Genomic DNA, 26,627 nt, shown 5'->3' with positions numbered 1-26,627 from the left:
AAAGTTCAGGCCTCATCAGCGTGGGTGTCCACGTTGCACCTTGACCTTCGAATGCGAATACCGGTAGCGCCTAGGGCGGAAAGCAAAGATAGCCCCGGTCACAGGGACCGGGGCAAGGGCTACTACGCCGCCGGCTTGGCCAGGAACTCCCGCAACACATAGTGCAGGATGCCGCCAGCCTTGAAGTAGCTCACTTCGTTGACCGTATCGATGCGGCAGAGCACCTCGACGCTTTCCCGGCTGCCATCCTCGCGGGTGATCTCCAGGGTCAGCGGCATGCGCGGACGTAGCTCGACGCCATCGATGCCCAGCACGGCGATCTTCTCCTTGCCGGTCAGCCCCAGTGACTTGCGGTCCACGCCGTCCTTGAACTGCAGCGGCAGCACGCCCATGCCCACCAGGTTGGATCTGTGGATGCGCTCGAAGCTCTCGGCCACCACGGCTTTCACACCCAGCAGGTTGGTGCCCTTGGCCGCCCAGTCGCGGGAGGAGCCAGTGCCGTATTCCTTGCCGGCGATGATCACCAGCGGGGTGTTCTCCAGCTCGTATTTCATGGCCGCGTCGTAGATCGACAGCTTTTCACCGGAGGGGACGTGGAAGGTGTTGCCACCTTCCTCGCCACCGAGCATCTCGTTCTTGATGCGGATGTTGGCGAAGGTGCCTCTCATCATGACTTCGTGGTTGCCACGGCGCGAGCCATAGGAGTTGAAGTCGGCATAGGCCACGCCGTGCTCGGCCAGGTAGCGGCCGGCGGGGCTGTCCTTCTTGATGTTGCCGGCAGGGGAGATGTGGTCGGTGGTCACCGAATCGCCCAGCAGCGCCAGGATGCGCGCGTCGTGGATGTCGGCGATGCGCGGCGGATCGCCGGCGATGCCTTCGAAGAACGGCGGATTCTGGATATAGGTGGAGTCGCCGTCCCAGACGTAGGTTTCGGCGTCCGGCACCTGGATGGCCTGCCATTTCTCGTCGCCATCGAACACCGCGCCGTACTGCTTGTGGAACATGGCGGTGTCGAGCTTCTGCACGGCGTCGGCCACTTCCTGCTGGCTCGGCCAGACGTCCTTCAGATAGACCGGCTGGCCATCGTTACCGGTGCCCAGCGGCTCCTGGGTCAGATCGACCTTCACGCTACCGGCCAGGGCATAGGCTACCACCAGCGGCGGCGAGGCCAGCCAGTTGGTCTTGACCAGCGGATGCACCCTGCCTTCGAAGTTCCGATTGCCGGAGAGCACCGAGGCCACGGTGAGATCGGCGTCCTGGATGGCTTTCTCGATGGGATCGAGTAGCGGGCCCGAGTTGCCGATGCAGGTGGTGCAGCCGTAGCCCACCAGGTCGAAGCCGAGGTCGTTGAGATAAGGGGTGAGTCCGGCGGCGTTGTAGTAGTCGGTCACCACCTTGGAGCCGGGAGCCAGGGACGACTTGACCCAGGGCTTGCGCATCAGGCCCTTCTCGGCGGCCTTCTTCGCCAGCAGGCCGGCGGCCATCATCACGCTGGGGTTGGAGGTGTTGGTGCAGGAGGTGATGGCGGCGATCACCACGGCGCCGTCTTCCAAGCGGAAGGTCTGGCCATCGAGCTGGACCTCGACGCCGCTACCCGCCTTGGGTGCCTCGGCCTTCTTCGGTGCCAGGGCGGTGAAGTCGCCGAAGGTCTTGGCCACCTGGCCGAGCAACACGCGATCCTGGGGCCGCTTGGGACCGGCCAGGCTGGACTGGACCTCGCCCATGTCCAGTTCGAGCACGTCGGTGAACACCGGCTCGTCACCGGGATTGCGCCACAGGCCCTGGGCCTGGGTGTAGGCCTCCACCAGCTGCACGGTTTCCTCGGGCCGGCCGGACAGGCGCAGGTAGTCCAGGGTGATCTGGTCGACCGGGAAGAAACCGCAGGTGGCGCCGTATTCCGGGGCCATGTTGCCGATGGTGGCGCGGTCGGCCAAGGGCAGGGTGGCCAGGCCGTCACCGAAGAACTCGACGAACTTGCCCACCACGCCCTTCTTGCGCAGCATCTGGGTCACGGTCAGCACCAGGTCGGTAGCGGTGATGCCCTCGCGCAGCTTGCCGGTGAGCTTGAAGCCCACCACCTCGGGGATCAGCATGGACACCGGCTGGCCGAGCATGGCCGCTTCGGCCTCGATGCCGCCCACGCCCCAGCCCAGCACGCCCAGGCCGTTGATCATGGTGGTGTGGGAATCGGTACCGACCAGGGTGTCGGGGAAGGCGTAGGTCTTGCCGTCTTCGTCCTTGGTCCAGACGCTGCGACCCAGGTATTCCAGGTTGACTTGGTGGCAGATACCGGTACCCGGCGGCACCACGCGGAAGTTGTCGAAGGCGTTCTGGCCCCAGCGCAGGAAGGCATAGCGCTCGCCATTGCGCTCCATCTCGATCTCGACGTTCTCGTGGTAGGCGTTCTCGCTGGCGTAGCGGTCCACCATTACCGAGTGGTCGATGACCAGGTCGACGGGGGACAGCGGGTTGATCCGCTGCGGATCGCCGCCAGCCTTGGCCACGGCTTCGCGCATGGCGGCCAGGTCGACCACCGCGGGTACGCCGGTGAAATCCTGCATCAGCACCCGCGCTGGGCGGTACTGGATCTCGCGGTCGGCGGAGCGGGTCTTGGTCCAGTCGGCCAGGGCCTGGAGGTCCTCGCCGGTGACGGTCTGGTTGTCTTCCCAGCGCAGCAGGTTCTCCAGCAACACCTTGAGCGACTTGGGCAACTGATCGAGAGTGCCCAGGGTCTTGGCGGCATCGGGCAGGCTGTAATAGTGATAGGTGCGCTCACCGACCTGCAGGGTCTTGAGGCTGTTGAGGCTATCCAGGGCTGGCATCAGGGGTCTCCTTATCAACGGTTGCCCGCTGGCCGTTCGAGCCTCGAAAGGTAAGGGAGACCCGTGCCAGCGCTGGGCGGACTGATTTTTCTAGGTGTAGTACTGGACCGATAGGCGTCGTCTACGTTCCCTGTCCGGCGCGCTGGGGTATAGTGCGCGCCCTGCGTGACCGCCTGAGGAAGCCCCGTCGTGAATACCCTGTTGCTGCTATGCCGTACCGGTTTCGAAGGCGAGGTCTGCGCCGAGCTCGGTGAGCGGGCGGCGCTGCTCGGCGTGGCCGGCTATGCCCGCGGTAAGCCGGGCGAGGCCTATGCCGAATTCGTCTGTGGCGATGCCGCGGGGGCGGCGAAGATCATGCAGAGCCTGAGCTTCGCCGAGCTGGTCTTTCCCCGGCAGTGGTCGCGCGGCGCCTTTCTCGACCTGCCCGAGCAGGATCGTATCGGTCCGCTGTTGGAGCTGTTGGCCGACTATCCGGTCTGCGGCAGCCTGGCCCTGGAGATGCCCGACACCAACGATGGCAAGGCACTCTCCACCTTCTGCAAGAAATTCGAGCGCCCCCTGACCCTGGCGCTGCGCAAGGCCGGCCGGCTGGTGGACGATGCCCGGGCGCCGCGCCTGCAACTGACCTTTCTCAGCGGTCGCCAGGTGTTCGTCGGCATCGTGGAGCCGGGCAATGCCGCGCTCTGGCCGATGGGCATCCCGCGGCTGAAGTTTCCCCGCGAGGCGCCCAGTCGCTCGACCCTCAAGCTGGAAGAGGCCTGGCACCAGTTCATCCCGCGTGCCGAGTGGGAGACCCGTCTGGCGCCGGAAATGCGCGCCGTGGACCTGGGCGCCGCCCCCGGCGGCTGGACCTGGCAACTGGTGGCTCGCGAGATGCTGGTGACGGCGGTGGACAACGGCCCCATGAACGAGGCGCTGATGGACACCGGCCTGGTGGAACACCTGCAGGTCGACGGCTACGCCTTCGCCCCCAAGCGCCCGGTCGACTGGATGGTCTGCGACATCGTCGAAAAGCCCGCGCGCACCGCGGCGCTGATCGAGCGTTGGATCGGCGAGGGTCATTGCCGCGAGGCGGTGGTCAATCTCAAGCTGCCGATGAAACAGCGCTATCGCGAAGTGGCCGGCATCCTCGAGCGCCTGCACGACCACTTTGAAGGCCGCGGCCAGCGCGTCGTCATCGGCTGCAAGCAGCTCTACCACGACCGCGAGGAAGTGACCTGTCATTTGCGGCGACTGGACAAGAAACCCTAGTCCGCCTTCACGCTCTGAATGCAGATCGTCGCAACCGTCTTACCCCTTGGAGACCCCATGACCCTCGAAGCCGATGCCACCCTCGACGCCAGCGGGCTGAACTGCCCGGAGCCGGTGATGATGCTGCACAACAAGGTGCGCGACATCGCCCCCGGCGCCCTGCTCAAGGTCATCGCCACCGACCCTTCCACCCAGCGTGACATCCCCAAGTTCTGCGTCTTCCTCGGCCATGAGCTGGTGGAAAAGAGCGAGGGGGAGGGGCGTTATCTGTATTGGATTCGCAAGAAGGTGGAGTGAGGCAAGGCACCGCTCCGCAGTCCGTCGTTTACCTGTAGGAGCGGCCGCATCGGCGGACCGCCATGGCCGCGATAAAGCGGGCTCAGCCCGTCACTTCGAGCTCCTATCGCGGCCATGGGCCGCTCCTACACAGGGAGTGAGCCGTAGATTGGGTTGAGACGGCTTCATCGTCGAAGCCCAACGTTGCGATGCTGAGTTCGGTCTGTTGGGCTTCGCTTGCGCTCAACCCAACCTACGTTGCGTAGGCAAGACCCCACCGCGCGGGACTGGCTTTCGTAGGTTGGATTGAGACGGCTCCATCGTCGAAGCCCAACGTTGCGATGCTGAGTTCGGTCTGTTGGGTTTCGCTTGCGCTCAACCCAGCTTACGATGCTTAGGCAAGGCCCCACCGCGTGGGACTGGCTTTCGTAGGGTGGGTTGAGACGGCTTCATCGTCGAAGCCCAAGGTTGCGATGCCGAGTTCGGTCTGTTGGGCTTCGCTTGCGCTCAACCCAACCTACGATGCCTAGGCAAGGCCCCAGCGCGCGGGCCTGGCTTTCGTAGGTTGGGTTGAGACGGCTTCATCGTCGAAGCCCAACAGGCCGGTGCCAAGGGAGCCGTAGCGTGGAAAACCGCGCAGCGTTTTCCACTCCATATCCCGGAATCCGCGGACAAGGCTGCGCCGTTGTCCACCCTACGCTCTACGGTCAGGCAACACCCAGGCCTCTGACCACCCCCACTAGGTGCTCCCCCAGCCGGCGATGCTGGTCCGCCTCGAAATGCACGCCGTCCACCGAGCTCACCTGGATGATCTCCCCGGCATCGACGAAGGTCGCGCCCTGGGCTTCGGCCACCTGCCGATAGCGCGCCGCCAACTGGTGAGACTTGGCGGCGCCGCCGACGAAGATCTCGCCGAGGAAGCCCACCTCCTCGATGGGGACCGGCGCCATCACGATAAGCCTGGGCTGGCCACCCTCCGGGCCGGCATTGCAGCGCCGGATCTCCTCCAGCAACACCTGCAGCGCACCGGCGATGTCCGCCGGTCCTACCGCCAGGCGCGTCTTGAGATCGTTGGTACCCAGCATCAGCAACAGGACGTCCACCGGCAGGTGGCTTTCCAGGCAGGGCCTGAGATAGCTCAGGCCGTTCTTGTGGTGGCCGTCGATGGGATCGTCATGCACCGTGGTCCGCGCCGGCAGGCCTTCCTCGATCACTCGCCAATCGTCGCCCAGGCCGCGGGCCAGGACGCCGGTCCAGCGTGCGTCCCAGCCAAAGCGCTCGAGTACGCCGGGCTGGGTCAGGGGGCGGGTGCCGTGGGTGTTGGAATCGCCATAGCAGAGCAGGGTGCGCGGGGGCATGTCGGATCTCGCAAGGGCAGGGGACTCGCTACCCTAGAAGCTTTTCCACCGCGCCGCGAGGACCGGCAGTCGTCCCGGCCACCCTAGCCGTCGCCTGGCGCCTCGCCCCGCGTCGCCTGGTCCAGCGGTGAGCCGCCCACCTCGTAGCGCACGTTCATGCGCGGTGAGGCCAGTTCGATGCCGGCGTCGTCCAGGTAGCGCTTGAGCCTGAGGTTGAAGGCCCGCGACACCTCCCACTGCTTGATCGGCGCGGTCTTGAAGCGAAATCTCAGGATCGCCATGCCCGAGTCGAAACTCTCCACCCCCTGCAGTTCCAAGGGCGACCAGATGTCGCGTCCCTGCAGCGGATCCTGGCGCAGCGAGCGCCCTACTTCCTGGACCATCTCGATGGCCTTGTCCACCGACAGTGCCTGGGGAATCGGCAGGCGGAAGATGGCGTAGCCGAATTGCCGCGAGTAATTCTGGATGCTCTTGATCTCGCTGAAGGGGATGGTGTGGACGATGCCGTCGATGTCCCGCAGCCGCACAGTACGGATGGTCAGGCCTTCCACGGTGCCCAGGTGGTTGCCCACGTCGACGTAGTCGCCGATGGCGAGGGAATCCTCGATGATGATGAACAGCCCGGTGATGAGGTCGGCCACCAGGCTCTGGGCACCGAAGCCCACCGCCAGGCCGATGACGCCGGCGCCGGCCAGCAGCGGGGTGACGTTCACCCCCATGTTGGCCAGGGCGACGATCAGGGCGATGACGAAGATGGTCAGGAACAGCACGTTGCGGATCAGCGGCAACATGGTCTGGGCACGGGCGTTGTTCGGATTGACCCGATGCAGGTTGAGGCCGCGGTGGACGGCGGTGTCGGCCAGGATCCACACCAGCCAGGCCAGCAGCAGGGTACCGCCGAGCCCGAAGAATTTGCCGGCTACCACATGGCCATCGCCCTCGCTGAACCTCAGCAGCGACACGTTCCAGGCGCGCAACGACAGTTCGAGGGCCACCAGCCAGATCACGATGCCCAGCACCACCACGAAGAAGGCGCGCAGGCGCTCGGCGTAGGCCTCCTGCAGGCGCCCGCTGTGGCGTGGCCGCAGCAGCCGCGCCCGGACCAGGGCATTGAGCCCGAGCGCCGCGCCCATCAGCACGGCGCACAGCAGCGCCCGGCGCAGGGCGTCGCTGGTATCGCCGGCGGAGACGAAGGTCGCCACCAGGGAGACCGCTACCAGGATCAGCACCGGCAGGTGCCAGAGCCGCGCGACCAGCTGGCGTACCCCCTGCAGGCCGCGCAGCGCCTGGCGCTTGGCCAGCGGCTGGTTGCGGATCAAGTGCGCCACCGGGCGGCGGAATCTGAGGACGAACTGCCCGGTGAGCAGCGCGGCGCAGAGATTGGCCGCGATGGCGATGATGGCGGCCAGGTGGGAGCCCAGCGTCTCGGCCAGGTGCGGATCGCTGGCCGCGCCGCCGAGCGCCGCCAGGCTGCCGATGATCCACAGCGGGCGGAAGGCCCGCCGGCGCAGGATCAACAGCGCGCGGCTGCGGTGGGCACCGCTGGGCAGCGAGCAGATCACCACCACGGTGGCGGCGAACAGCGGACCGGTCACCGCTGCGTAGGCCAGGGTGACGGCGACGGTCTTGCCCAGGGAATCCGGCAGCCACAGGGACACCACCAGGGTGATGACGAAGGCCAGCAGCCAGGGCGCCAGCTTGCGCAGGGCGAAGCGCACCAGGTCCAGGGTGCGCGGCCGCAGCGGCAATTCCTCGGACAGGCCGAAGCGGATTCTCAGGCGATGGCTCAGCTGTTTCAGGCCGAGGGCGCAACCGGTCCAGAACGCCAGGGTGATGACGAAGCCCGAGAGCAGGTTGAGGCGCTGGTCGGGCGCCGGCGCCAGCGCGACCAGTTCGGCGCCGGCCTGGTCCAGCTGGTATTGCCAGCGCTCGCGCAGGTTGTCGCGCTGCAGTTGTTGCTCGACCACCGTCAGGGTGTCGGTGATCAGGCCGATCACGCCCTGGGAGGCGCTCGGCTCCGCCTTGGCCTGGGCGGCCTGCAGGCGCTTGAGGTCTTCCAAGAGGCGATGGCGTTGCTGGTCGCTTTCCAGGGTCTTGATGACCTGGTCGAGGGATTGGCCGAACTGGGGATCGACCTGGTCCTTCTGGGTGCTCGGGAGGCCCGGCAAGGCCGCCTGGACCGGACCGCTGAGCAGGAAACAGAGGCAGAACAGCTGTAGCAGGCGAAGGATCATCGAAGCCGCACGCTCACGAAAGGGGGAAACGCCCGTCGGCGGCGCCAGGCGCCGTCCGACGAGGCGGGCAGTGTAGCAAGGTGAGCCGGCTAGACGCTGCGGATGCGTCGGCGGGCGCTGCGTGCCAGGCGCACCGACAGCAGGATGGCCGCGCAGGTCAGGCCCAGTACCAGGCCCTGCCAGAGCCCGGCCGGTCCGCGTGGCGCGCCGAACCAGTCGCTCAGGCCCAGCGCCCAGCCCACCGGCAACCCCACGCCCCAGTAGGCCAGCAGGGTGATGATCATGGTCGCGCGGGTGTCCTGGTAGCCACGCAGGGCGCCGGCCGCGGTGACCTGGATGGCGTCGGAGAACTGGAAGATGCCGGCGAAGACCAGCAGCGAGGCCGCCAGCTGGATCACCGCCAGGTCCTGGGAATAGAGGCCGGCGATGAAGGTCCGCGCGGTCAGCATCAGGGTGCAGGAGACGCAGGCGCAGAGCAGCCCGGCGGCCATGCCGACGCCGGCGGCGAAGCGCGCCTCCCGCGGTTCGCCACGGCCCAGCGCCTGGCCGACCCGGACCGTCACCGCCATGCCCAGCGCCAGGGGCACCATGAACACCAGCCCGGAGAAGTTGAGCGCCACCTGGTGCCCGGCCACCACGGTCGGGCCCAGCTCGCCGATCAACAGCGCCACCACGGAAAAGATGCTCGACTCGGCGAAGACGGCGATGCCGATGGGCACGCCGATGGCCAGCAGGGCGCGCAGCGTCGGGCCGTGCGGCCGCTCGAAGCGGGCGAAGAGCGCACAGGGGCGATAGCGCTCGGTGCGGATGATCGCCAGCATGGCCAGCAGCATCGCCCACATCACCGTGCCCGAGGCGAAGCCACAACCGGCGCCGCCCAGGGCCGGCAGGCCGAGATGGCCATGGATGAAGATCCAGTTCAGCGGTACGTTCAGGGCCAGGCCGGCGAGGCCTACCAGCATGGCCGGGCGGGTGCGTCCGAGGCCATCGCTGAAGCAGCGCAGCACATAGTAGAAGGCGGTAGCGGGCAGGCCCATGGCGATGCCCTTGAGGTAGAGCAGGGTCGGGCCGATCAGTTGCGCATCGACGTGCATGGCCACCAGCAGCGGCCGGGCGTTGAGCAGCAGCAGGCTGGCGATGAGCCCGCAGCCCAGCGCCAGCCAGAGCGCCTGGCGCATCAGCGGGCCGATCTCGCCGGTGCGGCCGCCGCCATGGCGCTCGGCCACCTTGGGCGTGGTCGCCAGCAGGATGCCGGTCATCAGCAGGAACACCGGTATCCACACCGAATTGCCCAGGGCGACGGCGGCCAGGTCCAGCGGCCCGACGCGACCGGCCATCACGGCGTCGACGAAGCCCATGGCCGAATGGGAGAGTTGGGCGATGACGATGGGCATGGCCAGCGAGAGCAGGGCGCCGAATTCACGTCTGATGCGGGGCAGGGAGGAGGTCACTTGATCGTTCGGTCAGCTTCGGGGCCGATAGTCTAGTCCCCATGGCCGGCGTGACAAGTCTCGCGGTAAGCGTTGCCTGGCCTGGGTGGCCTGCTAAAGTGCCGGTCCCGTTCCCGCGAGTGTCCAGGCATGCACATTCTTGCCGACGAAAACATCCCGTTGCTGGAGGCCTTCTTCGGTCCCCATGCGACCCTCGAACGCCTGCCGGGCCGCGCCTTCGACCGCGCGGCGGTGAGTCGCGCCGATGCCCTGCTGGTGCGCTCCATCACCCGGGTCGACCAGGCGCTGCTGGCGGATTCGCCGGTCGGCTTCGTCGGCACCTGCACCATAGGCACCGATCATCTCGACCTCGACTATTTCGCGCGGGCCGGCATCCACTGGAGCAACGCGCCCGGCTGCAACGCCCGTGGCGTGGTGGACTGGGTGCTCGGTGCGCTGCTGGCGCTGGCCGAAGGCGCGGGGGCGGACCTCGCCCGGCGCACCTATGGCATCGTCGGCGCCGGCCAGGTCGGTGGGCGCCTGGCCGAGGTGCTGCGCGGCCTGGGCTGGACGGTGCTGGTCTGCGATCCGCCCCGGCAGGCCAGGGAGCAGGGCGACTTTCATGGGCTCGATGAGTTGATCGAGCGCTGCGACGTGCTCTGCCTGCATACCCCGCTGATCCGCGCGGGCGAGCACCGTACCCTGCACCTGTTCGATGCCGCGCGCCTCGCCCGGCTACGCCCGGGCACCTGGCTGCTCAATGCCTGTCGCGGCGAGGTGATCGACAATGCGGCGCTGCGTGCGCACCTCGCAGGGGGCGCCGAGCTGGCAGTGGCCCTGGATGTCTGGGAAGGCGAACCGGACCTGGATGCCGAGCTGGCGCGGCTGTGCCAGGTGGCGACGCCGCATATCGCCGGGCACAGCCTGGAGGGCAAGTGGCGCGGCACGGCGATGATCTACCAGGCGTTCTGCGCCTGGGCAGGGCTGGCGCCCCGGCTGACCCTGGCGGAGTTGCTGCCACCGCAGCAGCTGGAACGACTGGTCTTCGGCCAGGAAACGCCCGCAGCCACGGCCTTCAAGCGCGCCTGTCGGGCGGTCTACGATCCGCGTGACGACGATGCGGCGCTACGCGCGACCCTCGGCTTGCCCGCCCTGGCGCGCGCCCAGGCGTTCGACGCCTTGCGCAAGGGCTATCCCATGCGTCGGGAGATCCCGGGGCTGGTGCTCGAAGGGGCGGGCATGGCTCGGCTGGCGAGTGCCCTGGGCTGCGATTGGCGGCATGGCGGTGGGTCCGAAGGCGGTGATGTCGCTTAGGACCGGGAGGACGGGGAAGCGTTCAGGCGGGCTGGCGCCCGTCAGTCGGCCCTGAGGGCCGAGCGACGGGCCTCGCGGACTCAGTGGTATTCGCAGAGATAGGCGGTGTCTTCCGCCACCTTCAGCTGGAACTTGGCGTTGGCGGGGACGGTGAACTGGCTGCCCGCGGCGAAGGTTTCCCAGTTCTCGCTGCCCGGCAGCTTGACGGTCAGGGCGCCGGCCACCACGTGCATGACTTCCAGCTGGCTGGTGCCGAATTCGTAGTCGCCAGGCGCCATGACACCCAGGGTGGCGGGCTTGGACTTGAGGCTGAAGGCGATGGACTTGACGGTGCCATCGAAATATTCGTTGACCTTGAACATGGGGATTTCCTTGTGCGAGAGCGGGTGTGACCGTCCGCGAGTATGCCCAAGGCGGTCCGGGGCTGTCACCGGTTCACCCTGTTCTCGTCAACGCGCGAAGGCCGGCAGGCTGGCCGGCAACAGCTTGGCGGTATTGCGCGCGTCGGTCTCGGCGCGGTGCAGCACGCCGGTGAAGGCCAGGCCGGCGGCCTCCAGCGCGGCAGTCAGGCCCAGGGGGCGCGCCAGGCCACGGGCCTTGGCGAAGGCCTGCTTGAGGTTGCGGTGCGGTACCCGCGCCAGGTGGGTGTGCAGGTCGTGCTCGCGCCAGGCCCGTTCCAGCAGGCGGCGATCGAAGTCGCCCCAGCTGCACCAGCCGGCCAGGGTCGTCTCGTACCCGCTCAGCCAGCCCTCGAAGGCGGGCCAGGCGTCATCCAGCGGCTCGGCACCGTCGACGTCCGCCTGGCTGATGTGGGTGAGGTCGCGGCAGAAGGGCGTCAGCAGCGGCAGGCGCTGGGGCTGGACGAAGGTCTGGTAGCGATCCAGCTCCCGGCCTTCGGCATCGACCATCACCGCACCGATCTCGATGATCTCCATCAGCTCTATCGGCCAGCCGCCTTCGTCGGTGGTCGCTTCCAGGTCCAGCACCAGCCAATGCTTCATCGTCACGCCCTCGGGCCAGCCGCCTCGATCATCGCAGATAAGACGGTGGAAACGCCCAGGGGTTGCGTGGCACTTGGTGAATGAACGTAACATTCATGACCCGATGGCGACGTCCGGTCACGATTCGCTTGTGAGGCCCCTGTCTTGCTCTTAAGCTTGAGGCCTGTTCCCTGCGAGTTTCACCCATGGAGTGCCGTCCGGGTTGTGGCGCCTGCTGTATCGCGCCGTCGATCTCCTCACCGCTGCCACGCATGCCCCAGGGCAAGCCGTCCGGCGTGCGCTGCGCCCATCTGGACAGCACCAACCGCTGCGACCTGTTCGGCTCGCCCCTGCGCCCCGCGGTCTGCGGCGGCTTCAAGGCCGAACCGGACTTCTGCGGTAGCAGCAGCGCCGAGGCCCTGGCGATCCTGCTGCGCCTCGAGGGCGAAACCGCCGCCTGACTCGTTCTACCCAAGGCTCCGACAACCACAACAACAAGGGACGTCCCATGCATCAGCCGCTTCGCTCCATCCTCGCCCTGACCCTGCTCGCAGCCACCGGCCTGGCCCAGGCCGACGACTGGCAGCTCGCCAAGCAGGAAGACGGTATCCAGGTCTATACCCGCGCCGTCGCCGGCTCCAAGTACAAGGCCTACCGCGGGGTGGTCCAGATCAAGGCCGACCCGGCCACCATCGGCCGCCTGCAGGACGACCCGGCGGGCTCCTGCAAGTGGATCTTCCGCTGCCAGGCGTTGCAGGTGCTCAAGCGCCAGGACAACCAGGCCTGGACCTACATGCGCATCGACATGCCCTGGCCGGTCACCGCCCGTGACGTGGTCCTCCACGTGACCGAGCAGAAGACCCCCGACGGTGGCTTCACCCGCACCCTGGAAGGCGTGCCGGACTACCGGCCGCCGGCCGACGGCTATGTGCGCGTGGCGAGCTTCCAGGGCCAATGGCGGGTGGTGCCGAAGAACGGCGGTGTGGAAGTGACCTATGAAGCCCAGAGCGAGCCGGGCGGCAGCGTGCCCTCCTGGCTGGCCAACAGCTTCGTGGTGGACGCTCCGCTTAATACCCTGAAGGGCCTGCGCCAGGCGGCGCAACGCTGATCGCCAGGCGAGGCTCCAGCGGTCGAGCCGCTGGAGCCGGGCGTCCCGACAATACCACCCCTTTAGTTGCTAGCCTCCCGGTAGGGCGAGCCGCTCGCACCTGCTGCCAATCAATACCACCCCTATAGAGGCGAGCCAGCAGGATTCGACCTCCCTGCGTCGCTAAGCCGTGATCAACGGGTGGGGGCAGGCGCCGGCTGGCTGCGGCGCCGACGGCGCCAGCCATCTACCAGGCGGAACAGCAGCAGGCCTGCCCCTATGGCCGCATAGAGGGCCCATTCCTCGATGTCCGAGCGCACGATCCAGAGGTAGTGCAGCAAGCCCAGGCCCAGCACCAGGTAGGCCAGCCGATGCAGCTCCTTCCAGCGCTTGCCCAGGCGGCGCATGGCCGGACGATTGGAGGTGACCGCCAGGACCAGCAGGATCAGCAGAGCCGCTGCCCCGACGATGATGTAGGGGCGACGCTGCAGCTCCACGCCCAGCTGCGACAACTCGAAGCCCAGCACGAAGGCCAGGTAGCCGAGGAAGTGCAGCAGGGCATAGGTGAAGGTCCAGAGCCCCAGCTGGCGGCGGATCACCGGCCAGAGCTTCCAGCGGGTGAGCCGCGACAGCGGCGTCAGGCTCAGGGTCAGCAGCAGCAGCACCAGGGCGCCGGTGCCCAGCTTGTCCACCAGCGCCTTGCCCGGATCCGGGCCGAGGGCGAAGATCCAGGCCTGGTACAGCCACCACAGCGGCGGGCAGAGCGCGGCGAAAAAGACCGCCAGGCGCCAGAGCAGCAACCCCATCAGTAGTTTCTCCGCAGGTCCATGCCGGCATAGAGCGAGGCCACTTCCTCGCCATAGCCGTTGAACATCAGCGTCGGCCGCACATTGGGGCTGAACAACCCGCTGGGCAGGCGGCGCTCGCGGGCCTGGCTCCAGCGCGGGTGGTCCACTTCCGGGTTGACGTTGGCATAGAAGCCGTATTCGTTGGGCGCCATGCCCTGCCAGGTGGTGCGTGGCTGCTCTTCCACCAGGCTGATGCGGACGATGGCCTTGATGCCCTTGAAGCCGTACTTCCAGGGCACGATCAAGCGCAGCGGCGCGCCGTTCTGGTTGGGCAGCACCCGGCCGTACATGCCCACCGTCATCAACGTCAGCGGATGCATGGCTTCGTCCAGGCGCAGGCCTTCCACATAGGGCCAGTCCAGCAGGGCGAAGCTGGAATTCATGCCCGGCATGTGCTGGGGGTCCTTGAGCGTCTCGAATCTGACGTAGCGGGCCTTGCCGGTGGGTTCGACGCGCTTGAGCAGGCTGGCCAGCGGAAAACCGAGCCAGGGGATGACCATGGACCAGGCCTCCACGCACCTCATGCGATAGATGCGCTCCTCCAGGGTGTCGGGGCCGAACAGGTCCTCCAGGCCGTAGGTGCCGGGCTTGCCCACCTCGCCATCGACCACCACGCTCCAGGGTTGCGTCGGCAACTGGCCGGCATGGGCGGCGGGATCGCTCTTGTCCGGGCCGAATTCGTAGTAGTTGTTGTAGTGGGTGGCGTCCTTGAACGGGGTGATGTCCTCGCCCTTGACGGTCGCCGCCTGCCAGCGGGTGTCCGGCAGCTTGCGCTCGAACCAGTCCGGGCCCTTGGCGGCGTCGACGTCGCCATAACTGGAGGCGGCCGCCAGGGCCCAGCCGGGCAGGGCGGCACCGGCCAGCAGGGTGCCCCCGGCACCGAGCAACTGGCGGCGGGACAGATAGACGGCTTCGGGGGTGATCTCCGACGCACGACAGGCGGAGCGCGGAACGATCTTGATCGGCATGACGAACCTCGACGGGGGGAGCGCGGGACGGGGCGGCTGGCTATCAGCGTGAGACATCCCGGTCGGGAAAAACTTCCTGGGCCAGACGATAGCCTGCCACGGCGGTCCGGCGGAAGGCCGTTGCGCTCCGCTGAAGCGTCCGTTCAGGTTGCCGCGAGGGCAGGCGCCGGTCGCCATGCCATACTCCAGCCACCCTCATGCCTGGGAGTGCCCGATGAAGAAGCTGATCAATAGCCCCGCCACGGTGGTTCGCGAATTGCTCGAAGGACTCGTGAGCCTTGATCCCGGTCTCGCCCTGCTGGCCGCAGAGCAGGTCGTCTTGCGCCAGCCGCTGGCGGACGGCCGGGCCCGTCCGGTGGCGGTGATCTCCGGTGGCGGCAGCGGCCACGAACCGGCCCATGCCGGCTACGTGGGCGAGGGCATGCTGACCGCCGCCGTGGCCGGTGACGTCTTCACCTCGCCCAGCGTGGATGCGGTGCTGGCGGCCATTCGCGCCGCGGCCGGTTCGGCCGGCGCGCTGCTGGTGGTGAAGAACTACACCGGCGACCGCCTCAATTTCGGCCTCGCCGCCGAACTGGCGCGCAGCGAGGGCATCCCGGTGGAGACCGTGCTGGTGGCGGACGATGCCGCCCTGCGCCATACCGTGGCGCCGGAGCGACGTCGTGGCATCGCCGGTACCGTGCTGATCCACAAGCTCGCCGGGGCGGCCGCGGCAGCGGGGCGCCCCCTGGCCGAGGTGGCCAGCCTGGCCCGCGCGGCGGCGACGGAGTTGCGCAGCATGGGCGTCGCCCTGGGTGCCTGCACGGTACCGGCGGTGGGGCATCCGGGCTTCGAACTGGCGGCCGACGAGGTGGAATGGGGCCTGGGCATCCACGGCGAGCAGGGGGTCGAGCGCGGCCCCTGGTTGGGCGCCGACGCCACCGTGGCGCGGTTGCTGGATACCCTGGTCGAGGACGGCGGCTATCCCGCCGGGACGCGCCTAGCGCTGCTGGTCAATGGTCTGGGCGCCACCCCGCCGCTGGAGCTGGCCCTGGTGGCCCGGGCGGCGCTGCTCGACCTGCGTGGGCGCGGCTTCGAAGTGGAGCGCGCCTGGACCGGCACCTTCCTCAGTGCGCTGGACATGCCCGGCTGTTCGCTGTCCTTGCTGCCGGTGGACGAGGCGCGCCTGGCGCTGCTGGACGCCCCGACCCAGGCCCGTGCCTGGGCGGGCGACGGTCGCGTGCCGGCAGCCCCCCGCCTGTTGCCCGCGCCCCCGGCTGCCGCCCCGGCGACCCCTACCGTACCCGGCCCGCTGGCCGATCGCCTGCGCGCGGCGGCGGACGCGGTGATCGCCAGTCTGCTGGCCAACGAAGCCCGCCTCACCGAACTGGACAGCCGTGCCGGCGACGGCGACCTGGGCACCAGCCTGGCCCGCGGTGCGGAAGCCATGCGTGCGCTGCCGGCCAGCGCCTGGTACAGCCCCGCCAGTGCGCTGGCCGCTACGGGGCAGGCGCTGCGCCGGGCCATTGGCGGCAGTTCCGGACCCTTCTATGCCTGCGCCCTGGTCCGTGCGGCCCAGCTGCTGGAGGGGGTGGAACGACCGACGCTGGCCCAGTGGGCCGAGGCCTTCGATCAGGGGGTGCAGGCCCTGGCCGAACTGGGCGGCGCCCAGCCAGGGCAACGCACCATGCTCGATGCCTTGCGACCGGCGGCGGACGAGTTGCTGGCGGCCGTTCGGGCCGGATCGAGTCCCGCCGAGGCCTTCAAGGCGGCGCTCGCCAAGGCCAGGGCCGGCGCCGACGCCACCGCCGAGATGGTGCCGGGCCAGGGTCGCGCCAGCTACCTGGGCCCTCGCGCCCTGGGCATCCCCGATGGCGGCGCCGTGGCGGTGGTGTGCTGGCTGGAGGCCTTGGAACCAGAGGTCGCGGGCTAGCTTCGCTGCCAGGACCAGACCGCCTCACCCCCGAGCTCGAAAGCCCCCGCGTCGGTCAGCAGCCTGACCGGGGTGGCCTCCGGGTCCGCCAAGCGGAGGCTCAGGCGCGGTGGTGCCCAGCTGACCTGCAGCAGGCGCCCCCGGTAGAGGAGTTGCAGGCGGGTGGCCGGCAGCTCGGGCGGCGGCGCTGGCTGCACCCGCAGGCCGTCGGGTGTCGGCCAGAATCCAAGGTAGTGGCGCTGCAGGACGTCCAGGGTCCCGGCCATGGCTGCCAGGTGGATGCCTTCCCGCGCGCCGCTGTCCGCGGCGGCGCCCAGGTCGGTATCCAGGCTGTCGTTGAAGAAGGCCCAGGAGGCTGCGCTGTCGTAGGCGGCCAGGGCGCCGGCGCAGACGGTCTTCGACAGGCTGGACTCATGACTCAGGCGGGCGAGGTGATAGTCCAGCGTCCGGCGTAGCGCCGCGTCGTCCAGCCGATAATCCAGGCGGTCGAGCAGCCGTCGCAGCTCCGCCGGCGGCAGCAGGTGCAGGACCATCAGGATGTCGGCCTGCTTGCCGAGCTGGTAGCGGTTGGCGCTGTCGCCGCGGGACGCCAGCCACCAATCCAGGCGCGGCCCCTGGTGGTCCTCCAGCCATGCCGGCGGTGCCGGCAGCAGCTCGCCGAAGCCGCTGAACTGATCGAGCACGCCGTCTTCCCGGAACGGCAGGTGGAGGGTAGCGGAGAGGGTCGCCCAGGCGGCCGGTTCCCCTGCCTCCAGGCCCAGCCGCTCGGCCAGGGCCCGGGCCTGGGCCGTGGGCAACAGGGCCAGCACCCGGCCGGCGCACTCCAGGGTCCAGGCGGCCAGCAGGGTGGTGTAGGCATTGTCGTCCAGCCCCGGTGCCGCGGCGTCGGGATAGGCGTCGTGGTATTCGTCCGGCCCGACGACGCCGCGGATGCGATAGCGCTGCAGGCTGTCGTCGAAACGGGCCTGGCTGGCGCAGCAACGGGCCACTTCCAGGATCAGCTCGCCACCCACGTTGGCGAGAAAGTCCAGGTCGCCGGTGGCCAGGTAGAGCTGCCAGGCGTTATAGGCCACCGCCAGGCCCAGGTGATACTGCAAGGGGGTATGGTCGCGCACCCAGCGGCCGGACAGCGGAAAGTACTGGTAGGGCGGGGTTTCTTCCTCGCCGTCCAGGCCACTGCGCCAGGGAAAGAGCGCGCCACGCCAGTCCTGGCGGCGGGCCCGTTCGCGGGCCTGGTCCAGGCGGCGGTGGCGGTAGTCCAGCAGGCCCCGGGCGGCCTGGGGGAAGTGGCTGGCGAGCCAGGGCAGGGCGAAGATCTCGTCCCAGAAGATCTGGCCTAAGTAGCCCTCCTGCCAGCCCCGTGGCGGCAGGCCCTGGTCGCGGCGCCCCGGGTGATCCACCGTCTGCAGCAGGTGAAAGGCCGCGAAGTCCAGCTTGAGCTGCATGCGGGGCGCGGTTTCCAGCTGCAGCCCCGCCCAGCGCTCGGCCCAGACGGCCGCGTGGCTGAACTCCAGCGCGGCGAAGCTGGTTTTCGTGTCGGCGGCGAGCTGGTCCAGGGCGGCCTGGCAGCTGCCGGCTTCTGGCTCGACCTTTACCAGGATGCGTTTTTCCAGGGTCAGGCTCTGGCCGGAGGCCAGGGTGATGCGGCTGTCGTGCTGCAGTCTCGCGCCCCATTCACTGGCCGCCCAGGCCAGCGGCACATCGCTCAGCAACAGGGTCGCGACGCAGGCTTCACTGTGACCGGCCAGGGGCGCCACCCGCACGGCGGCGCCCGTGGCGCTGGTCAATTGCTGCAGCAGCGTGAGGCGCCGCCCTTCGTAGGCTGCGTTGCGCTCGATCAGGGCATTTTCCACCCCGGCCTCCAGGGTGGCGCGCAGGCGCAGGTCGGCACTGGGTCCGAGGTTCCGTAGCGTCCAGCGCAGCACGATCAGCTGAGGATCGGCCGCACTGACGAAACGCCTTTCGCTGACGGCGACGACCAGGCCGTCCAGCCTTACTTCCAGGTCACGGATCAGGCAGGCGTGCCGCACGTCCAGCTCGTAATGGTAACGCTGGGGTGGCTGGTGCCGGGGATCGTACCAGCGCTGCGTGCTGCCCAGATTCAGCCCCAGGGGATCCGGCAGGCGGATCAAGGCGGACAGCCGCGCCTCGGTATCGGCGACCTGACGCGGGGAACGATCGTACCAACCCGCCAGGTAGAGACCGGGATAATGGGTGCCGTCAGGCGCCAGGGTCGACAACTCCGGCAGGGCGCCGCGCAGGGAGAGGCTGCCGTTGGCCAGGGTGAAGAGCGCCTCGCGACGGCGTTCGTCCCGGGTGTCGAAATGGTCGAAGCTCAACGGGCCGGCCAGGCTCATCCAGCGACCTCCAGCGCCTGCCAGCGAACACTGAGGCGCTCGGCCAGGGCCAATACCTCGGCACGCCCGGCATAGGCCTCCTGGGAGCCGGCGCCGGTCACCGCCAGGCTGGCCGCCGCGGTGGCCCAGGTGGCGGCTTCCCGCGGCGAGCGACCCTCCAGCAGGCCGATGGCGAACACCCCGGTGAAGGCATCGCCAGCGCCGGTCGCGTCCACCGGGTCCACGGCCGCGGGCGCCAGGTGCCAGAGCCCTTCGCCCGCGGCCAGCACGCAGCCGCCGTCGGCCCGTTTGATGCAGACCAGCGGGGTGCCTCGTTGCTGGAGACGGCGGGCGGCGCGACCCAGGCTGTAGAGGTCGGCGAGGCCTTCACCGAGCAGACCCGCGGCCTCTTCTTCGTTCGGGGTGAGCGCGGTGATCCGCTGCGCCAGCTCGGCCGGCAAACGATCCGGGAAGGACGGGTCTACCACGATGGCGAGTCCACGCGCCGCTGCCGCCACCACGGCCTGGCGGACGATCTCCCTGGGAATCTCGCAGTCCAGTACCAGCAAGGCGTCGGCGGGTGCGGCCGCCAGGCTCGCGTCCAGTGCCTGGCGGGCCTGGTCGTCCCAGCGGTCATTGGCATTGTTGGCCAGCACGATGCGTTTCTTGCCGCTGGGCGGCACCAAGATCATGGAGACGGCCGTGGCGGTCGCCATGGCGGGCGTCACCCCGCTCACGTCCACGCCAGCGCGGCGCAGGGGCTCCAGCGCCTGGGCGGCCAGGTCGTCGTCGCCCACCCGGCCCAGCAGCCGGCTGCGATGGCCGAAGCGAGCGGCCAGGTAAGCGGTGTTGGCGGCCTTGCCGCCGGGCCGTCGATGGAAGTCGTCGGCCAGCAGCGTCTCGGCGCTGTCCAGGTCCTCGCCGACGCGGACCTGAAAGTCGGCATTGATGCTGCCAAGGGAAAGCAGGGTAGCCACGGCGCGGACCTCGCACAGGGTGTCCTGTCACCGACCCATCGCCCGCGCCTGGGGTTCGCCGCCGAGTGTCGCCGCGTTTTGCCGCGTGGCGCGACCGGCTGTGCCGCCATATCCGCGAAGGCCCGCGCCAGAGCGGTGCCATTCCTACTTCACCCGGTGCAAGCACGGCGACGCGGCGGCGACCCCTGAAAAACCGCGAGCGCAACGGAGGCACCGCCGCCGCTTGGGGGCGGTCCACCGGCAGGACACCCATCCTTCCTGGAGACTGCTGATGTCCATCCTGCCACCGCTCTCGGCCTTCGATTCGAGCGTGGCGCTGTTGACCGAAGGCTATGCCTTCATCAGCAACCGCTGTGATCGCCTGGGCAGCGACGTCTTCGCCACCCGCCTGCTGCTGCAGCCCACCCTCTGCTTGCGGGGGCCGGCCGCCGTGGAGCTGTTCTATCGCGAGGAGCGCTTCACGCGGGTGGCGGCCGCGCCCTCCCACTTGCGGCGGACACTGTTCGGCGACGGCGGCGTCCAGGGGCTGGATGGTGCGGCCCATCGCCAGCGCAAGGCGCTCTTCGTCGACATCACCCAGCCGGCACGGGTCGAGGCCCTGGTCGCCCGTACGGAACAGGAATGGCGGACCCGGCTACCGGGCTGGCAGGCGCGGGGCGAGATCGTGCTGCTCGACGAATTGCATCGGCTCTATACCCGCGCGGTCTGCGACTGGGCCGGCGTGACCCTGGCGGCCGCCGACGAGGCGCGGCGGTGCGCCGAGCTGGTCGCCTTGTTCGAAGGGGCCGGCAGCGTGGGCCTGGCCAACCTCAAGGCCCGGCGGGCCAGGCGGCGGCTGGAGCCCTGGCTCGCCCAGCAGGTCGAGCATGCGCGTCAGCAGCCGGCGCCGGCCGGCAGCGCCCTGGCACTGATCGCCGCCCACCAGGACGCCGACGGGCAACCGCTGGCGCCCCAGGTGGCCGCGGTGGAGCTGCTCAACGTGCTGCGGCCGACGGTCGCCGTGGCGCGCTTTTCCACCTTCGCCGCCCTGGCGCTGTACAAGCAACCGGCCTGGCGCGAGCGACTGCGAGCCGATCCGGCTTCACGTCTGCCGTTCGCCCAGGAGGTGCGGCGCTTCTATGCCTTCTTCCCCTTCACCGTGGCGCGAGTGCGGGAGACCTTCGCCTGGCAGGGGGTCACCTTTCCCCGCGGGGCCCGGGTGCTGCTGGATCTCTATGGCACCAATCGCGATCCGCGCAGTTGGGAGCGTCCCGAGGTATTCGATCCCAGCCGTTTCCTCACCGGCGCGGCGGCGGAGGCGGCCTTCGTACCCCAGGGCGCCGGCTCGGTGCCCTTGCAGCACCGCTGTCCGGGAGAGGGTATCGCCCTGGAGCTCATGATGTCCGCCCTGCGCCTGCTGCTGCAGGCCATGACCTACCAGGTGCCGACCCAGGACCTACGCATCGACCTGGCGCGGATCCCCATGCGCCCGGCCAGCGGCTTGGTGCTGAACGAGATCCAGGCCGTGCGCCGCGCGCGAAGCTCGGTCACCTAGTGGGCGCGAACGGCGGCTCCTCGCGCACCTCGATCAGCAGCGGCCGATCGTCCGGCGCCTGGGCCAGCAGGTCCTGTAGATGGTCCAGGTCAAGCGCCTGCGCGGCCGCGCAGCCGAAGGCGTGCGCCAGGGCGATGAAGTCGGGGGTGAGCAGGTCGACGCCCAGCGGCGTGATGTCCCGGCGCTCCATGTAGCGGCGGATCTCGCCGTAACCCTGGTTGTTCCACAGCAGCACGACGATGCCGATCCCGGCCTCCACGGCGCTCGCCAATTCGCTGAGGGTGAACAGCAGGCCGCCATCGCCGACCAAGCAGACCACCGGACGCGTCGGTTCCGCCAGGCGCGCGCCGAGGGCCGCCGGCAGGCCATAGCCAAGCGTGCCGTAGCCGGTGGAGGCATTGAACCAGCGGCGCGGACCGTCCAGCTCCACCAGGTGATTGCCGGCGTAGACGGTCTGGGTCGAATCGCCCACATAGCGGGCGTCCGGCAGGGCCGCCTGCAGCCGGTCGAACAGGGCGCGGAAGTGCGACCAGCCGGCAAAGGCTTCTGGCAGAAGTGCCTGGGCGGCGGCGGTACGCCGGGCGCCCGGGCCGGTCGGGTCCAGGGCTTTCGCCGGCAGGCGTTCGAGCAGGCCGCCCAGCGCGGCCTGGGCATCGCCCACCAGGCCCAGCCAGGGCTGGTGGTTGGCCACCAGCATGCGCGGGTCCAGGTCGATGCGGATGAGATCGCCTGCGAGGCGGAAGCCGCCATCGAAGACCACGTCGTAGTCGGTCTCGCCCAATTCGGTGCCCACCGCCAGGATGACGTCCGCCTCCCGTGCCAGTTCGCGCACCGGCGGCAGCGCCTGGTTGCTGCCCAGCGCCAGGGGATGACCGGGCGGCAGCAGGCCCTTGGCATTGATGGTGGTGGCGGTGGGTGCGTCCAGCGCCGCGGCCAGCGCCTGTACCTCCGCCGCTGCGCCCTGGCAGCCGCCACCGATCAGCAGCAGCGGTCGCTTGGCGCTACCCAGGCGCGCGGCGGCGCGATCGAGCAGGGCGGCGGCCGGCTGCGGGCGCGCCAGGATGGGTCGCGGCGCCAGGGCAAGGTGGTCGGCCGGGGCGGTGATGATGTCCAGCGGGAATTCCAGGTGGACGGGCCGTGGGCGTTCGCCGTCGAACACCGCGAAGGCCCGGGCCAGCACCGCCGGCAGGCCATTCACGTCCAGCAGGGTATGGCTGAAGGCGGTGACCCCGGCGGTCAGGTTGCGCTGGCCGGGCAGCTCGTGCAGATAGCCGGCGCCGTGGCCGAGACGGGCGCGCTCGTTGACGCTGGAGATCACCAGCATCGGCACCGAGTCGGCATAGGCCTGGGCCATGGCGGTGAGGATATTGGTCAGCCCCGGTCCGCTGATGACGAAGCACACCCCGGGCCGGCCGCTGGCGCGGGCATAGCCATCGGCCATGAAGCCGGCGCCTTGTTCATGGCGCGGCGTGACGTGGCGGATGCCACTGTCCGGCAGGCCCCGGTAGAGCTCGACGGTATGCACGCCGGGAATGCCGAAGACGGTATCCACGCCCCAGGCGGCCAGTTGCCGGACCAGGAATTCGCCACAGGTGGTCATGCAGGTCTTCTCCTCGCAGGGTGGTCAGGCGGCAGAAGCGCGTTCCAGCGGCCTGTTGGCCAGGCGCCGCGGGCGTCGCGCCCCGGCTGGGCCATAGACGGCGGCCGGCTCGGGGAACAGCAGGAGCAGGGCCAGGTAGAGCAGGGCGGCGCTGCCCAGGCTGAGCGGCAGGCTCAGGTCGATGCCGCCGGCCAGTTCACCCAGGGGTCCCACGAACTGGCCGGGCAGGTTGACGAAGGCCAGGCCGAGCAGCGCGCTGGGAATCCAGGCGCCCATGCCGCGCCAGTTCCAACCGTGGTGGAACCAGTAGCGCCCGCCGCGCTCGCCGCGGGTGAACACCTGCAGGTCGTCCGGGCAGTAGAAGCCGCGCCGTACCAGCAGGCCGAGGATCATGATCACCATCCAGGGACTGGTGCAGGTCACGATCAGCACGGCGAAGGTAGAGACGCTCTGTACCAGGTTGAAGCTGAAGCGCCCGATGAAGATGAAGGCGATGGCCGCCAGCCCGATCAGCAGGGTCGCCCGCACCCGGGTCAGCAGGCGCGGCAGCACGCTGGAAAGATCCAGGCCGGTGCCATAGAGCGCCGTGGTGCCGGTGGAGAGGCCACCGATCACCGCCAGCAGGCAGACCGGCAGGAAGTACCAGCTAGGGGCGATGGCCAGCAGGCCGCCCACGTAGTTGTTCTGGGCGATGTAGTCGGGGGCGCGCACCGCCACCAGCGAGGCGGTGGCCAGGCCGAAGAGGAAGGGGATGAGGGTCGCGGCCTGGGCGGCGATCACCGCCAGCAGGATGCGCAGCCGTGGCGTCTCCCGGGGGATGTAGCGCGACCAGTCGCCCAGGAAGGCGCCGAAGGACACCGGGTTGCTCATGGCCACCAGGGCGGCGCCGACGAAGGCCGCCCAGAAGCCTGGCTGGCCCAGTTGCAGGGTGCCCGCATAGCCGGCATCGAAGCCCCCGGCGAAGGCCGGGATGCCGAGCAGGAACAGCAGGCTGGCGCTGACCACGGCGATCTTGTTGACCCAGAGCATGAACCGGAAGCCGTAGAGGCACACCGTCAGCACCAGCACGGCGAACAGCCCATAGGCCAGGCCCAGGGTCAGGGCGTTCTCCGGCAGGCCGACCAGGCGCTGGGCACCGCCCACCAGGGCATCGCCGGAACTCCACACCGAGAGCGAGAAGAAGGCGATGGCGGTGAGCAGGGAGAGAAAGGAGCCGACGATACGGCCATGGACGCCGAAGTGCGCGCCGGAGGAGACGGCGTTGTTGGTGCCGTTGAGGGCGCCGAACAGGCCCATGGGCGCCAGGATCAAGGCGCCGCAGAGGACCCCGGCGACGATGGCCAGCACCCCGGCCTGGAACGACAGGCCGAACAGGATCGGAAAGCTGCCGAGCACGGCGGTGGCGAAGGTATTGGCGCCGCCGAAGATCAAGCGGAACAGATCGAGCGGCGTGGCGTTGCGCTCGTGGGCGGGAATCTGCTCGACGCCGAAGGTTTCGATACGGGTGATGCCGTCAGGATGATCCATGGATGACGCCTCGACACGGTTATACGCAGGCCGGGCCCGCGTTCTTGTTGTCGGCAGGCCAGGCAGCCCGCCGGGTGTTCGGCAGTGGAGCGCACAGCGGGTGGGCGACCTTCATGGCGGGTCGCCGCACCTCGGAGGAACAGGCTCGCGGGACTCAGCGGTAAGTCACCCCCGGCAGCACGCAGAGCATCTCGTAGAGCAGGTTGGCGCCGAGCAGAGCGGTGTTGCCGCTGGTGTCGTAGGGCGGCGAGACCTCCACCAGGTCGCAGCCCACCAGGTCCAGGCCACGGCAGCCGCGGATGATCTCCAAGGCCTGGATGGTGGTCAGGCCGCCGATCTCCGGGGTACCGGTCCCCGGCGCCCAGGCCGGGTCGATGCTGTCGATATCGTAGGAGAGGTACACCGGCCCGCCGCCGACCCGCTCGCGCACCTCGGCCATCAGCGGCGCCAGCGACTTATGCCAGCATTCCTCGGCCTGTACCACCCGGAAGCCCTGCTCGCGACACCAGTCGAAATCGTCGGCGGCGTAGCCCTGGGCGCGCAGGCCGATCTGCACCACCCGGTCGCAATCCAGCAGGCCTTCTTCCACCGCGCGGCGGAAGGTGGTGCCATGGGCGATCTTCTCGCCGAACATGTGCTCGTTGACGTCGGCATGGGCGTCCACGTGGACCAGGCCGACGGCGCCGTACTTCTTCTTCAGGGCGCGCAGGATGGGCAGCGTCAGGGTGTGGTCGCCGCCCAGCGTCAGGGGGATGACGTCGTGCGCCAGCACCCGGTCGTAATGCTCCTCGATCAGCCGCACGGTATCCAGCAGGTTGAAGGTATTGATGGCCACGTCGCCCAGGTCGGCCACGCTCAGGGAATCGAAGGGCGCCGCGCCGGTGGCCATGTTGTAGGGCCGGATCATCACCGATTCGCTGCGGATCTGCCGCGGACCGAAGCGGGTACCGGAGCGCAGCGAGGTACCGATGTCCAGCGGGATGCCGATGAAGGCGGCGTCCAGGCCGGCGGCCGAGGCGAGGTGGGGCAGCCGCAGCATGCTGGCGATGCCGCCAAAGCGCGGCATCTCGTTGCCGCCCAGCGGCTGGTGCAGGATCTTTTCCACGGGTCGTCCTCGTCGTTCTGATACGTCGATTGTGCAAAGCGCGCCTCGGCCGAAGAATCGGCCCCGGCAAAAAATCACTTCAGAGATTTCTGAACTAATGGCTAGACTGCCCGGCCGTCCGCTCGGGAGCCCGCCATGGCCAATGCCCTCCACGATATCCGCCTGCTCAAGCTGTTCGCCTGCGTGGTACGCCACCAAGGCTTCGCCGCCGCGCAGCAGGAGTTGAACCTCTCCACGTCGGCCATCAGCACCTACATGAGCCAGCTGGAAGGCCAGCTCGGCGTCACCCTCTGTCACCGGGGACGGGGTGGCTTCGCCCTCACCAGCAAGGGCGAGCTGTTCCACCAGGAAACCCTGCGCATCCTCGGTGAGATCGAAGGCTTCGAACGCTATGCCACCACCCTCAAGGGCGAGCTGAGCGGGACCCTGAACCTGGGGGTGCTGGATTCGCTTTCCAGTGAACCGGCCCTGCCGCTGGCCGATGTGATCGGCAGCTACACCCACGACTACCCCGGCGTCCACCTGCACCTGGCGGTGACCAGCCCCTACGAATTGCAACTCGGGGTGCTGGAAGGCCGCCTGGACCTGGCCGTGGGGGCCTTTTCCGCCCGCATGAACGGGGTGGTCTACCAGCCGCTGTACCGCGAGCAGCACTGGCTCTACTGCAGCGATCGCCACCCGCTGTTCCAGGAGCGGCGCATCCCCGCCGAGGTCATCACCCGCCAGCGCATGGTCCGGCGCGGCTACTGGAGCCAGGCGGAACTGGCCCGCCACGGCTTCAAGGAGAGCGCGGCCACCGTGGAGAGCATGGAGGCGCAGCTGATCCTGATCCTCTCGGGCGCCTACATCGGGTATCTGCCCGAGCATTACGTCCACGCCTGGGTCGACCAGGGTCGTCTCAAGGCCCTGCAGCCCGCCACCTTCGGCTACCAGGCGCCGTTCTCCCTCGCCACCCGCCGCGGACGCGGGCGCGAGCCGCTGATCCAGAGTTTTCAGCGCATTCTTAAAGCCCAGATGCAACGTGCCGATAGTTAGTATGACGATAACCAGGAGGTTACCGTCATCGCC

21 protein-coding genes are annotated in these 26,627 nt (G+C 68.9%); 8 read left to right on the top strand and 13 right to left on the bottom strand.

The genetic code is table 11. The features are described from left to right. Positions 1-122: 122 nt before the first annotated feature. On the bottom strand, positions 123-2,822 hold the full coding sequence (acnA, locus tag FSV73_RS21165; RefSeq protein WP_145011058.1) for an aconitate hydratase AcnA: 2,700 nt from the start codon (positions 2,820-2,822) through the stop codon (positions 123-125). 189 nt (positions 2,823-3,011) lie between these two features. Here acnA and rlmM point away from each other — a divergent pair, with 189 nt between their 5' ends. Together rlmM and tusA are read left to right on the top strand one after the other, a co-directional pair. Beyond that, a complete protein-coding gene (gene rlmM, locus FSV73_RS21160; protein ID WP_145011055.1) occupies positions 3,012-4,073 on the top strand; it encodes a 23S rRNA (cytidine(2498)-2'-O)-methyltransferase RlmM in 1,062 nt (353 codons plus the stop codon). Between the two features lie 57 nt (positions 4,074-4,130). Continuing rightward, positions 4,131-4,370, top strand: a complete 240-nt coding sequence (tusA, locus tag FSV73_RS21155) for a sulfurtransferase TusA (RefSeq protein ID WP_027597771.1) — start codon at positions 4,131-4,133, stop codon at positions 4,368-4,370. A 686-nt stretch (positions 4,371-5,056) separates the two neighbouring features. On the opposite strand, the gene FSV73_RS21150 is transcribed toward tusA, so the two are convergent. The 3 genes from FSV73_RS21150 to FSV73_RS21140 form a co-directional block, all read right to left on the bottom strand. Next, the gene (locus tag FSV73_RS21150; protein WP_145011052.1) at positions 5,057-5,707 is read right to left on the bottom strand and encodes an SGNH/GDSL hydrolase family protein; all 651 of its coding nucleotides are present in this window, start codon (positions 5,705-5,707) and stop codon (positions 5,057-5,059) included. 83 nt (positions 5,708-5,790) lie between these two features. Beyond that, positions 5,791-7,941, bottom strand: coding sequence for a mechanosensitive ion channel family protein (locus tag FSV73_RS21145; protein ID WP_145011049.1), 2,151 nt, complete (start codon positions 7,939-7,941; stop codon positions 5,791-5,793). Positions 7,942-8,030: 89 nt separating this feature from the next. Beyond that, positions 8,031-9,335, bottom strand: a complete 1,305-nt coding sequence (locus tag FSV73_RS21140) for an MATE family efflux transporter (RefSeq protein WP_260856137.1) — start codon at positions 9,333-9,335, stop codon at positions 8,031-8,033. Between the two features lie 186 nt (positions 9,336-9,521). On the opposite strand from FSV73_RS21140, the gene pdxB reads away from it, so the two are divergent. After that, positions 9,522-10,685 carry a 4-phosphoerythronate dehydrogenase PdxB gene (pdxB, locus tag FSV73_RS21135; protein ID WP_145011043.1) on the top strand — a complete coding sequence of 388 codons (1,164 nt, stop codon included), beginning with the start codon at positions 9,522-9,524 and terminating at the stop codon, positions 10,683-10,685. Positions 10,686-10,765: 80 nt separating this feature from the next. On the opposite strand, the gene FSV73_RS21130 is transcribed toward pdxB, so the two are convergent. Further along, positions 10,766-11,047, bottom strand: coding sequence for a pyrimidine/purine nucleoside phosphorylase (locus FSV73_RS21130; protein ID WP_145011040.1), 282 nt, complete (start codon positions 11,045-11,047; stop codon positions 10,766-10,768). A gap of 87 nt (positions 11,048-11,134) precedes the next feature. Then, the gene (locus tag FSV73_RS21125) at positions 11,135-11,686 is read right to left on the bottom strand and encodes an exonuclease domain-containing protein (protein WP_145011037.1); all 552 of its coding nucleotides are present in this window, start codon (positions 11,684-11,686) and stop codon (positions 11,135-11,137) included. A 185-nt stretch (positions 11,687-11,871) separates the two neighbouring features. Between FSV73_RS21125 and FSV73_RS21120 the strand changes: the two genes are divergently transcribed. Beyond that, on the top strand, positions 11,872-12,126 hold the full coding sequence (locus tag FSV73_RS21120) for a YkgJ family cysteine cluster protein (RefSeq protein ID WP_145011034.1): 255 nt from the start codon (positions 11,872-11,874) through the stop codon (positions 12,124-12,126). A gap of 47 nt (positions 12,127-12,173) precedes the next feature. Next, complete coding sequence (locus FSV73_RS21115; RefSeq protein WP_145011031.1) at positions 12,174-12,773, top strand: START domain-containing protein; 600 nt, start codon at positions 12,174-12,176, stop codon at positions 12,771-12,773. 173 nt (positions 12,774-12,946) lie between these two features. Here the strand turns inward: FSV73_RS21115 and msrQ are convergent, their stop codons facing one another. Both msrQ and msrP read right to left on the bottom strand, forming a co-directional pair. Next, the gene (gene msrQ, locus FSV73_RS21110) at positions 12,947-13,558 is read right to left on the bottom strand and encodes a protein-methionine-sulfoxide reductase heme-binding subunit MsrQ (protein ID WP_145011028.1); all 612 of its coding nucleotides are present in this window, start codon (positions 13,556-13,558) and stop codon (positions 12,947-12,949) included. Then, positions 13,558-14,568 carry a protein-methionine-sulfoxide reductase catalytic subunit MsrP gene (gene msrP / locus FSV73_RS21105; RefSeq protein WP_145011024.1) on the bottom strand — a complete coding sequence of 337 codons (1,011 nt, stop codon included), beginning with the start codon at positions 14,566-14,568 and terminating at the stop codon, positions 13,558-13,560. Before msrP ends, msrQ begins: the two co-directional genes overlap by 1 nt. A 214-nt stretch (positions 14,569-14,782) precedes the next feature. On the opposite strand from msrP, the gene FSV73_RS21100 reads away from it, so the two are divergent. Further along, positions 14,783-16,480: a dihydroxyacetone kinase family protein gene (locus FSV73_RS21100; RefSeq protein ID WP_145011022.1), complete on the top strand. Its 1,698-nt coding sequence runs from the start codon at positions 14,783-14,785 to the stop codon at positions 16,478-16,480. On the opposite strand, the gene FSV73_RS21095 is transcribed toward FSV73_RS21100, so the two are convergent. Continuing rightward, positions 16,477-18,837: a glycosyl hydrolase family 65 protein gene (locus FSV73_RS21095; protein WP_145011020.1), complete on the bottom strand. Its 2,361-nt coding sequence runs from the start codon at positions 18,835-18,837 to the stop codon at positions 16,477-16,479. The two genes, FSV73_RS21100 and FSV73_RS21095, sit on opposite strands and share 4 nt — an antisense overlap. Further along, positions 18,834-19,793, bottom strand: a complete 960-nt coding sequence (locus FSV73_RS21090) for a carbohydrate kinase family protein (protein ID WP_145011017.1) — start codon at positions 19,791-19,793, stop codon at positions 18,834-18,836. Before FSV73_RS21090 ends, FSV73_RS21095 begins: the two co-directional genes overlap by 4 nt. Before the next feature lie 271 nt (positions 19,794-20,064). On the opposite strand from FSV73_RS21090, the gene FSV73_RS21085 reads away from it, so the two are divergent. Next, positions 20,065-21,327, top strand: coding sequence for a cytochrome P450 (locus FSV73_RS21085; protein ID WP_145011014.1), 1,263 nt, complete (start codon positions 20,065-20,067; stop codon positions 21,325-21,327). Here the strand turns inward: FSV73_RS21085 and FSV73_RS21080 are convergent. From FSV73_RS21080 to speB, 3 genes are all read right to left on the bottom strand, one after another. Then, positions 21,320-22,927, bottom strand: coding sequence for a 5-guanidino-2-oxopentanoate decarboxylase (locus FSV73_RS21080; protein WP_145011011.1), 1,608 nt, complete (start codon positions 22,925-22,927; stop codon positions 21,320-21,322). The genes FSV73_RS21085 and FSV73_RS21080 overlap by 8 nt on opposite strands. A 24-nt stretch (positions 22,928-22,951) precedes the next feature. Next, entirely contained in the window at positions 22,952-24,454 is a 1,503-nt protein-coding gene (locus FSV73_RS21075; RefSeq protein ID WP_145011008.1) for a purine-cytosine permease family protein, read from the bottom strand. Between the two features lie 154 nt (positions 24,455-24,608). After that, complete coding sequence (gene speB, locus FSV73_RS21070) at positions 24,609-25,559, bottom strand: agmatinase (RefSeq protein ID WP_145011005.1); 951 nt, start codon at positions 25,557-25,559, stop codon at positions 24,609-24,611. A gap of 135 nt (positions 25,560-25,694) precedes the next feature. Between speB and FSV73_RS21065 the strand changes: the two genes are divergently transcribed. After that, the gene (locus FSV73_RS21065) at positions 25,695-26,594 is read left to right on the top strand and encodes a LysR family transcriptional regulator (RefSeq protein WP_145011002.1); all 900 of its coding nucleotides are present in this window, start codon (positions 25,695-25,697) and stop codon (positions 26,592-26,594) included. Positions 26,595-26,627: the final 33 nt, after the last annotated feature.

Source organism: Pseudomonas oryzihabitans, from assembly GCF_007665395.1.
In the GTDB taxonomy this organism is placed as follows: domain Bacteria; phylum Pseudomonadota; class Gammaproteobacteria; order Pseudomonadales; family Pseudomonadaceae; genus Chryseomonas; species Chryseomonas psychrotolerans_C.
The sequence above is the reverse complement of the archived record's forward strand: the minus strand, read 5'-3'. Positions and strand labels throughout refer to the sequence as shown.

Excerpts from the sequence above, each read along its gene's own strand:
- FSV73_RS21140 (WP_260856137.1), bottom strand. The coding sequence starts at position 9,335 with ATGCCCATCGTCATCGCCCAACTCTCCCATTCGGCCATGGGCTTCGTC.
- FSV73_RS21075 (WP_145011008.1), bottom strand. The coding sequence starts at position 24,454 with ATGGATCATCCTGACGGCATCACCCGTATCGAAACCTTCGGCGTCGAG.
- FSV73_RS21080 (WP_145011011.1), bottom strand. The coding sequence starts at position 22,927 with ATGACCACCTGTGGCGAATTCCTGGTCCGGCAACTGGCCGCCTGGGGC.
- FSV73_RS21095 (WP_145011020.1), bottom strand. The coding sequence starts at position 18,837 with ATGAGCCTGGCCGGCCCGTTGAGCTTCGACCATTTCGACACCCGGGAC.
- FSV73_RS21150 (WP_145011052.1), bottom strand. The coding sequence starts at position 5,707 with ATGCCCCCGCGCACCCTGCTCTGCTATGGCGATTCCAACACCCACGGC.
- FSV73_RS21085 (WP_145011014.1), top strand. The coding sequence starts at position 20,065 with ATGTCCATCCTGCCACCGCTCTCGGCCTTCGATTCGAGCGTGGCGCTG.
- msrP (WP_145011024.1), bottom strand. The coding sequence starts at position 14,568 with ATGCCGATCAAGATCGTTCCGCGCTCCGCCTGTCGTGCGTCGGAGATC.
- pdxB (WP_145011043.1), top strand. The coding sequence starts at position 9,522 with ATGCACATTCTTGCCGACGAAAACATCCCGTTGCTGGAGGCCTTCTTC.
- FSV73_RS21100 (WP_145011022.1), top strand. The coding sequence starts at position 14,783 with ATGAAGAAGCTGATCAATAGCCCCGCCACGGTGGTTCGCGAATTGCTC.
- FSV73_RS21065 (WP_145011002.1), top strand. The coding sequence starts at position 25,695 with ATGGCCAATGCCCTCCACGATATCCGCCTGCTCAAGCTGTTCGCCTGC.
- tusA (WP_027597771.1), top strand. The coding sequence starts at position 4,131 with ATGACCCTCGAAGCCGATGCCACCCTCGACGCCAGCGGGCTGAACTGC.
- FSV73_RS21130 (WP_145011040.1), bottom strand. The coding sequence starts at position 11,047 with ATGTTCAAGGTCAACGAATATTTCGATGGCACCGTCAAGTCCATCGCC.
- FSV73_RS21145 (WP_145011049.1), bottom strand. The coding sequence starts at position 7,941 with ATGATCCTTCGCCTGCTACAGCTGTTCTGCCTCTGTTTCCTGCTCAGC.
- msrQ (WP_145011028.1), bottom strand. The coding sequence starts at position 13,558 with ATGGGGTTGCTGCTCTGGCGCCTGGCGGTCTTTTTCGCCGCGCTCTGC.
- FSV73_RS21120 (WP_145011034.1), top strand. The coding sequence starts at position 11,872 with ATGGAGTGCCGTCCGGGTTGTGGCGCCTGCTGTATCGCGCCGTCGATC.
- FSV73_RS21125 (WP_145011037.1), bottom strand. The coding sequence starts at position 11,686 with ATGAAGCATTGGCTGGTGCTGGACCTGGAAGCGACCACCGACGAAGGC.
- FSV73_RS21115 (WP_145011031.1), top strand. The coding sequence starts at position 12,174 with ATGCATCAGCCGCTTCGCTCCATCCTCGCCCTGACCCTGCTCGCAGCC.
- acnA (WP_145011058.1), bottom strand. The coding sequence starts at position 2,822 with ATGCCAGCCCTGGATAGCCTCAACAGCCTCAAGACCCTGCAGGTCGGT.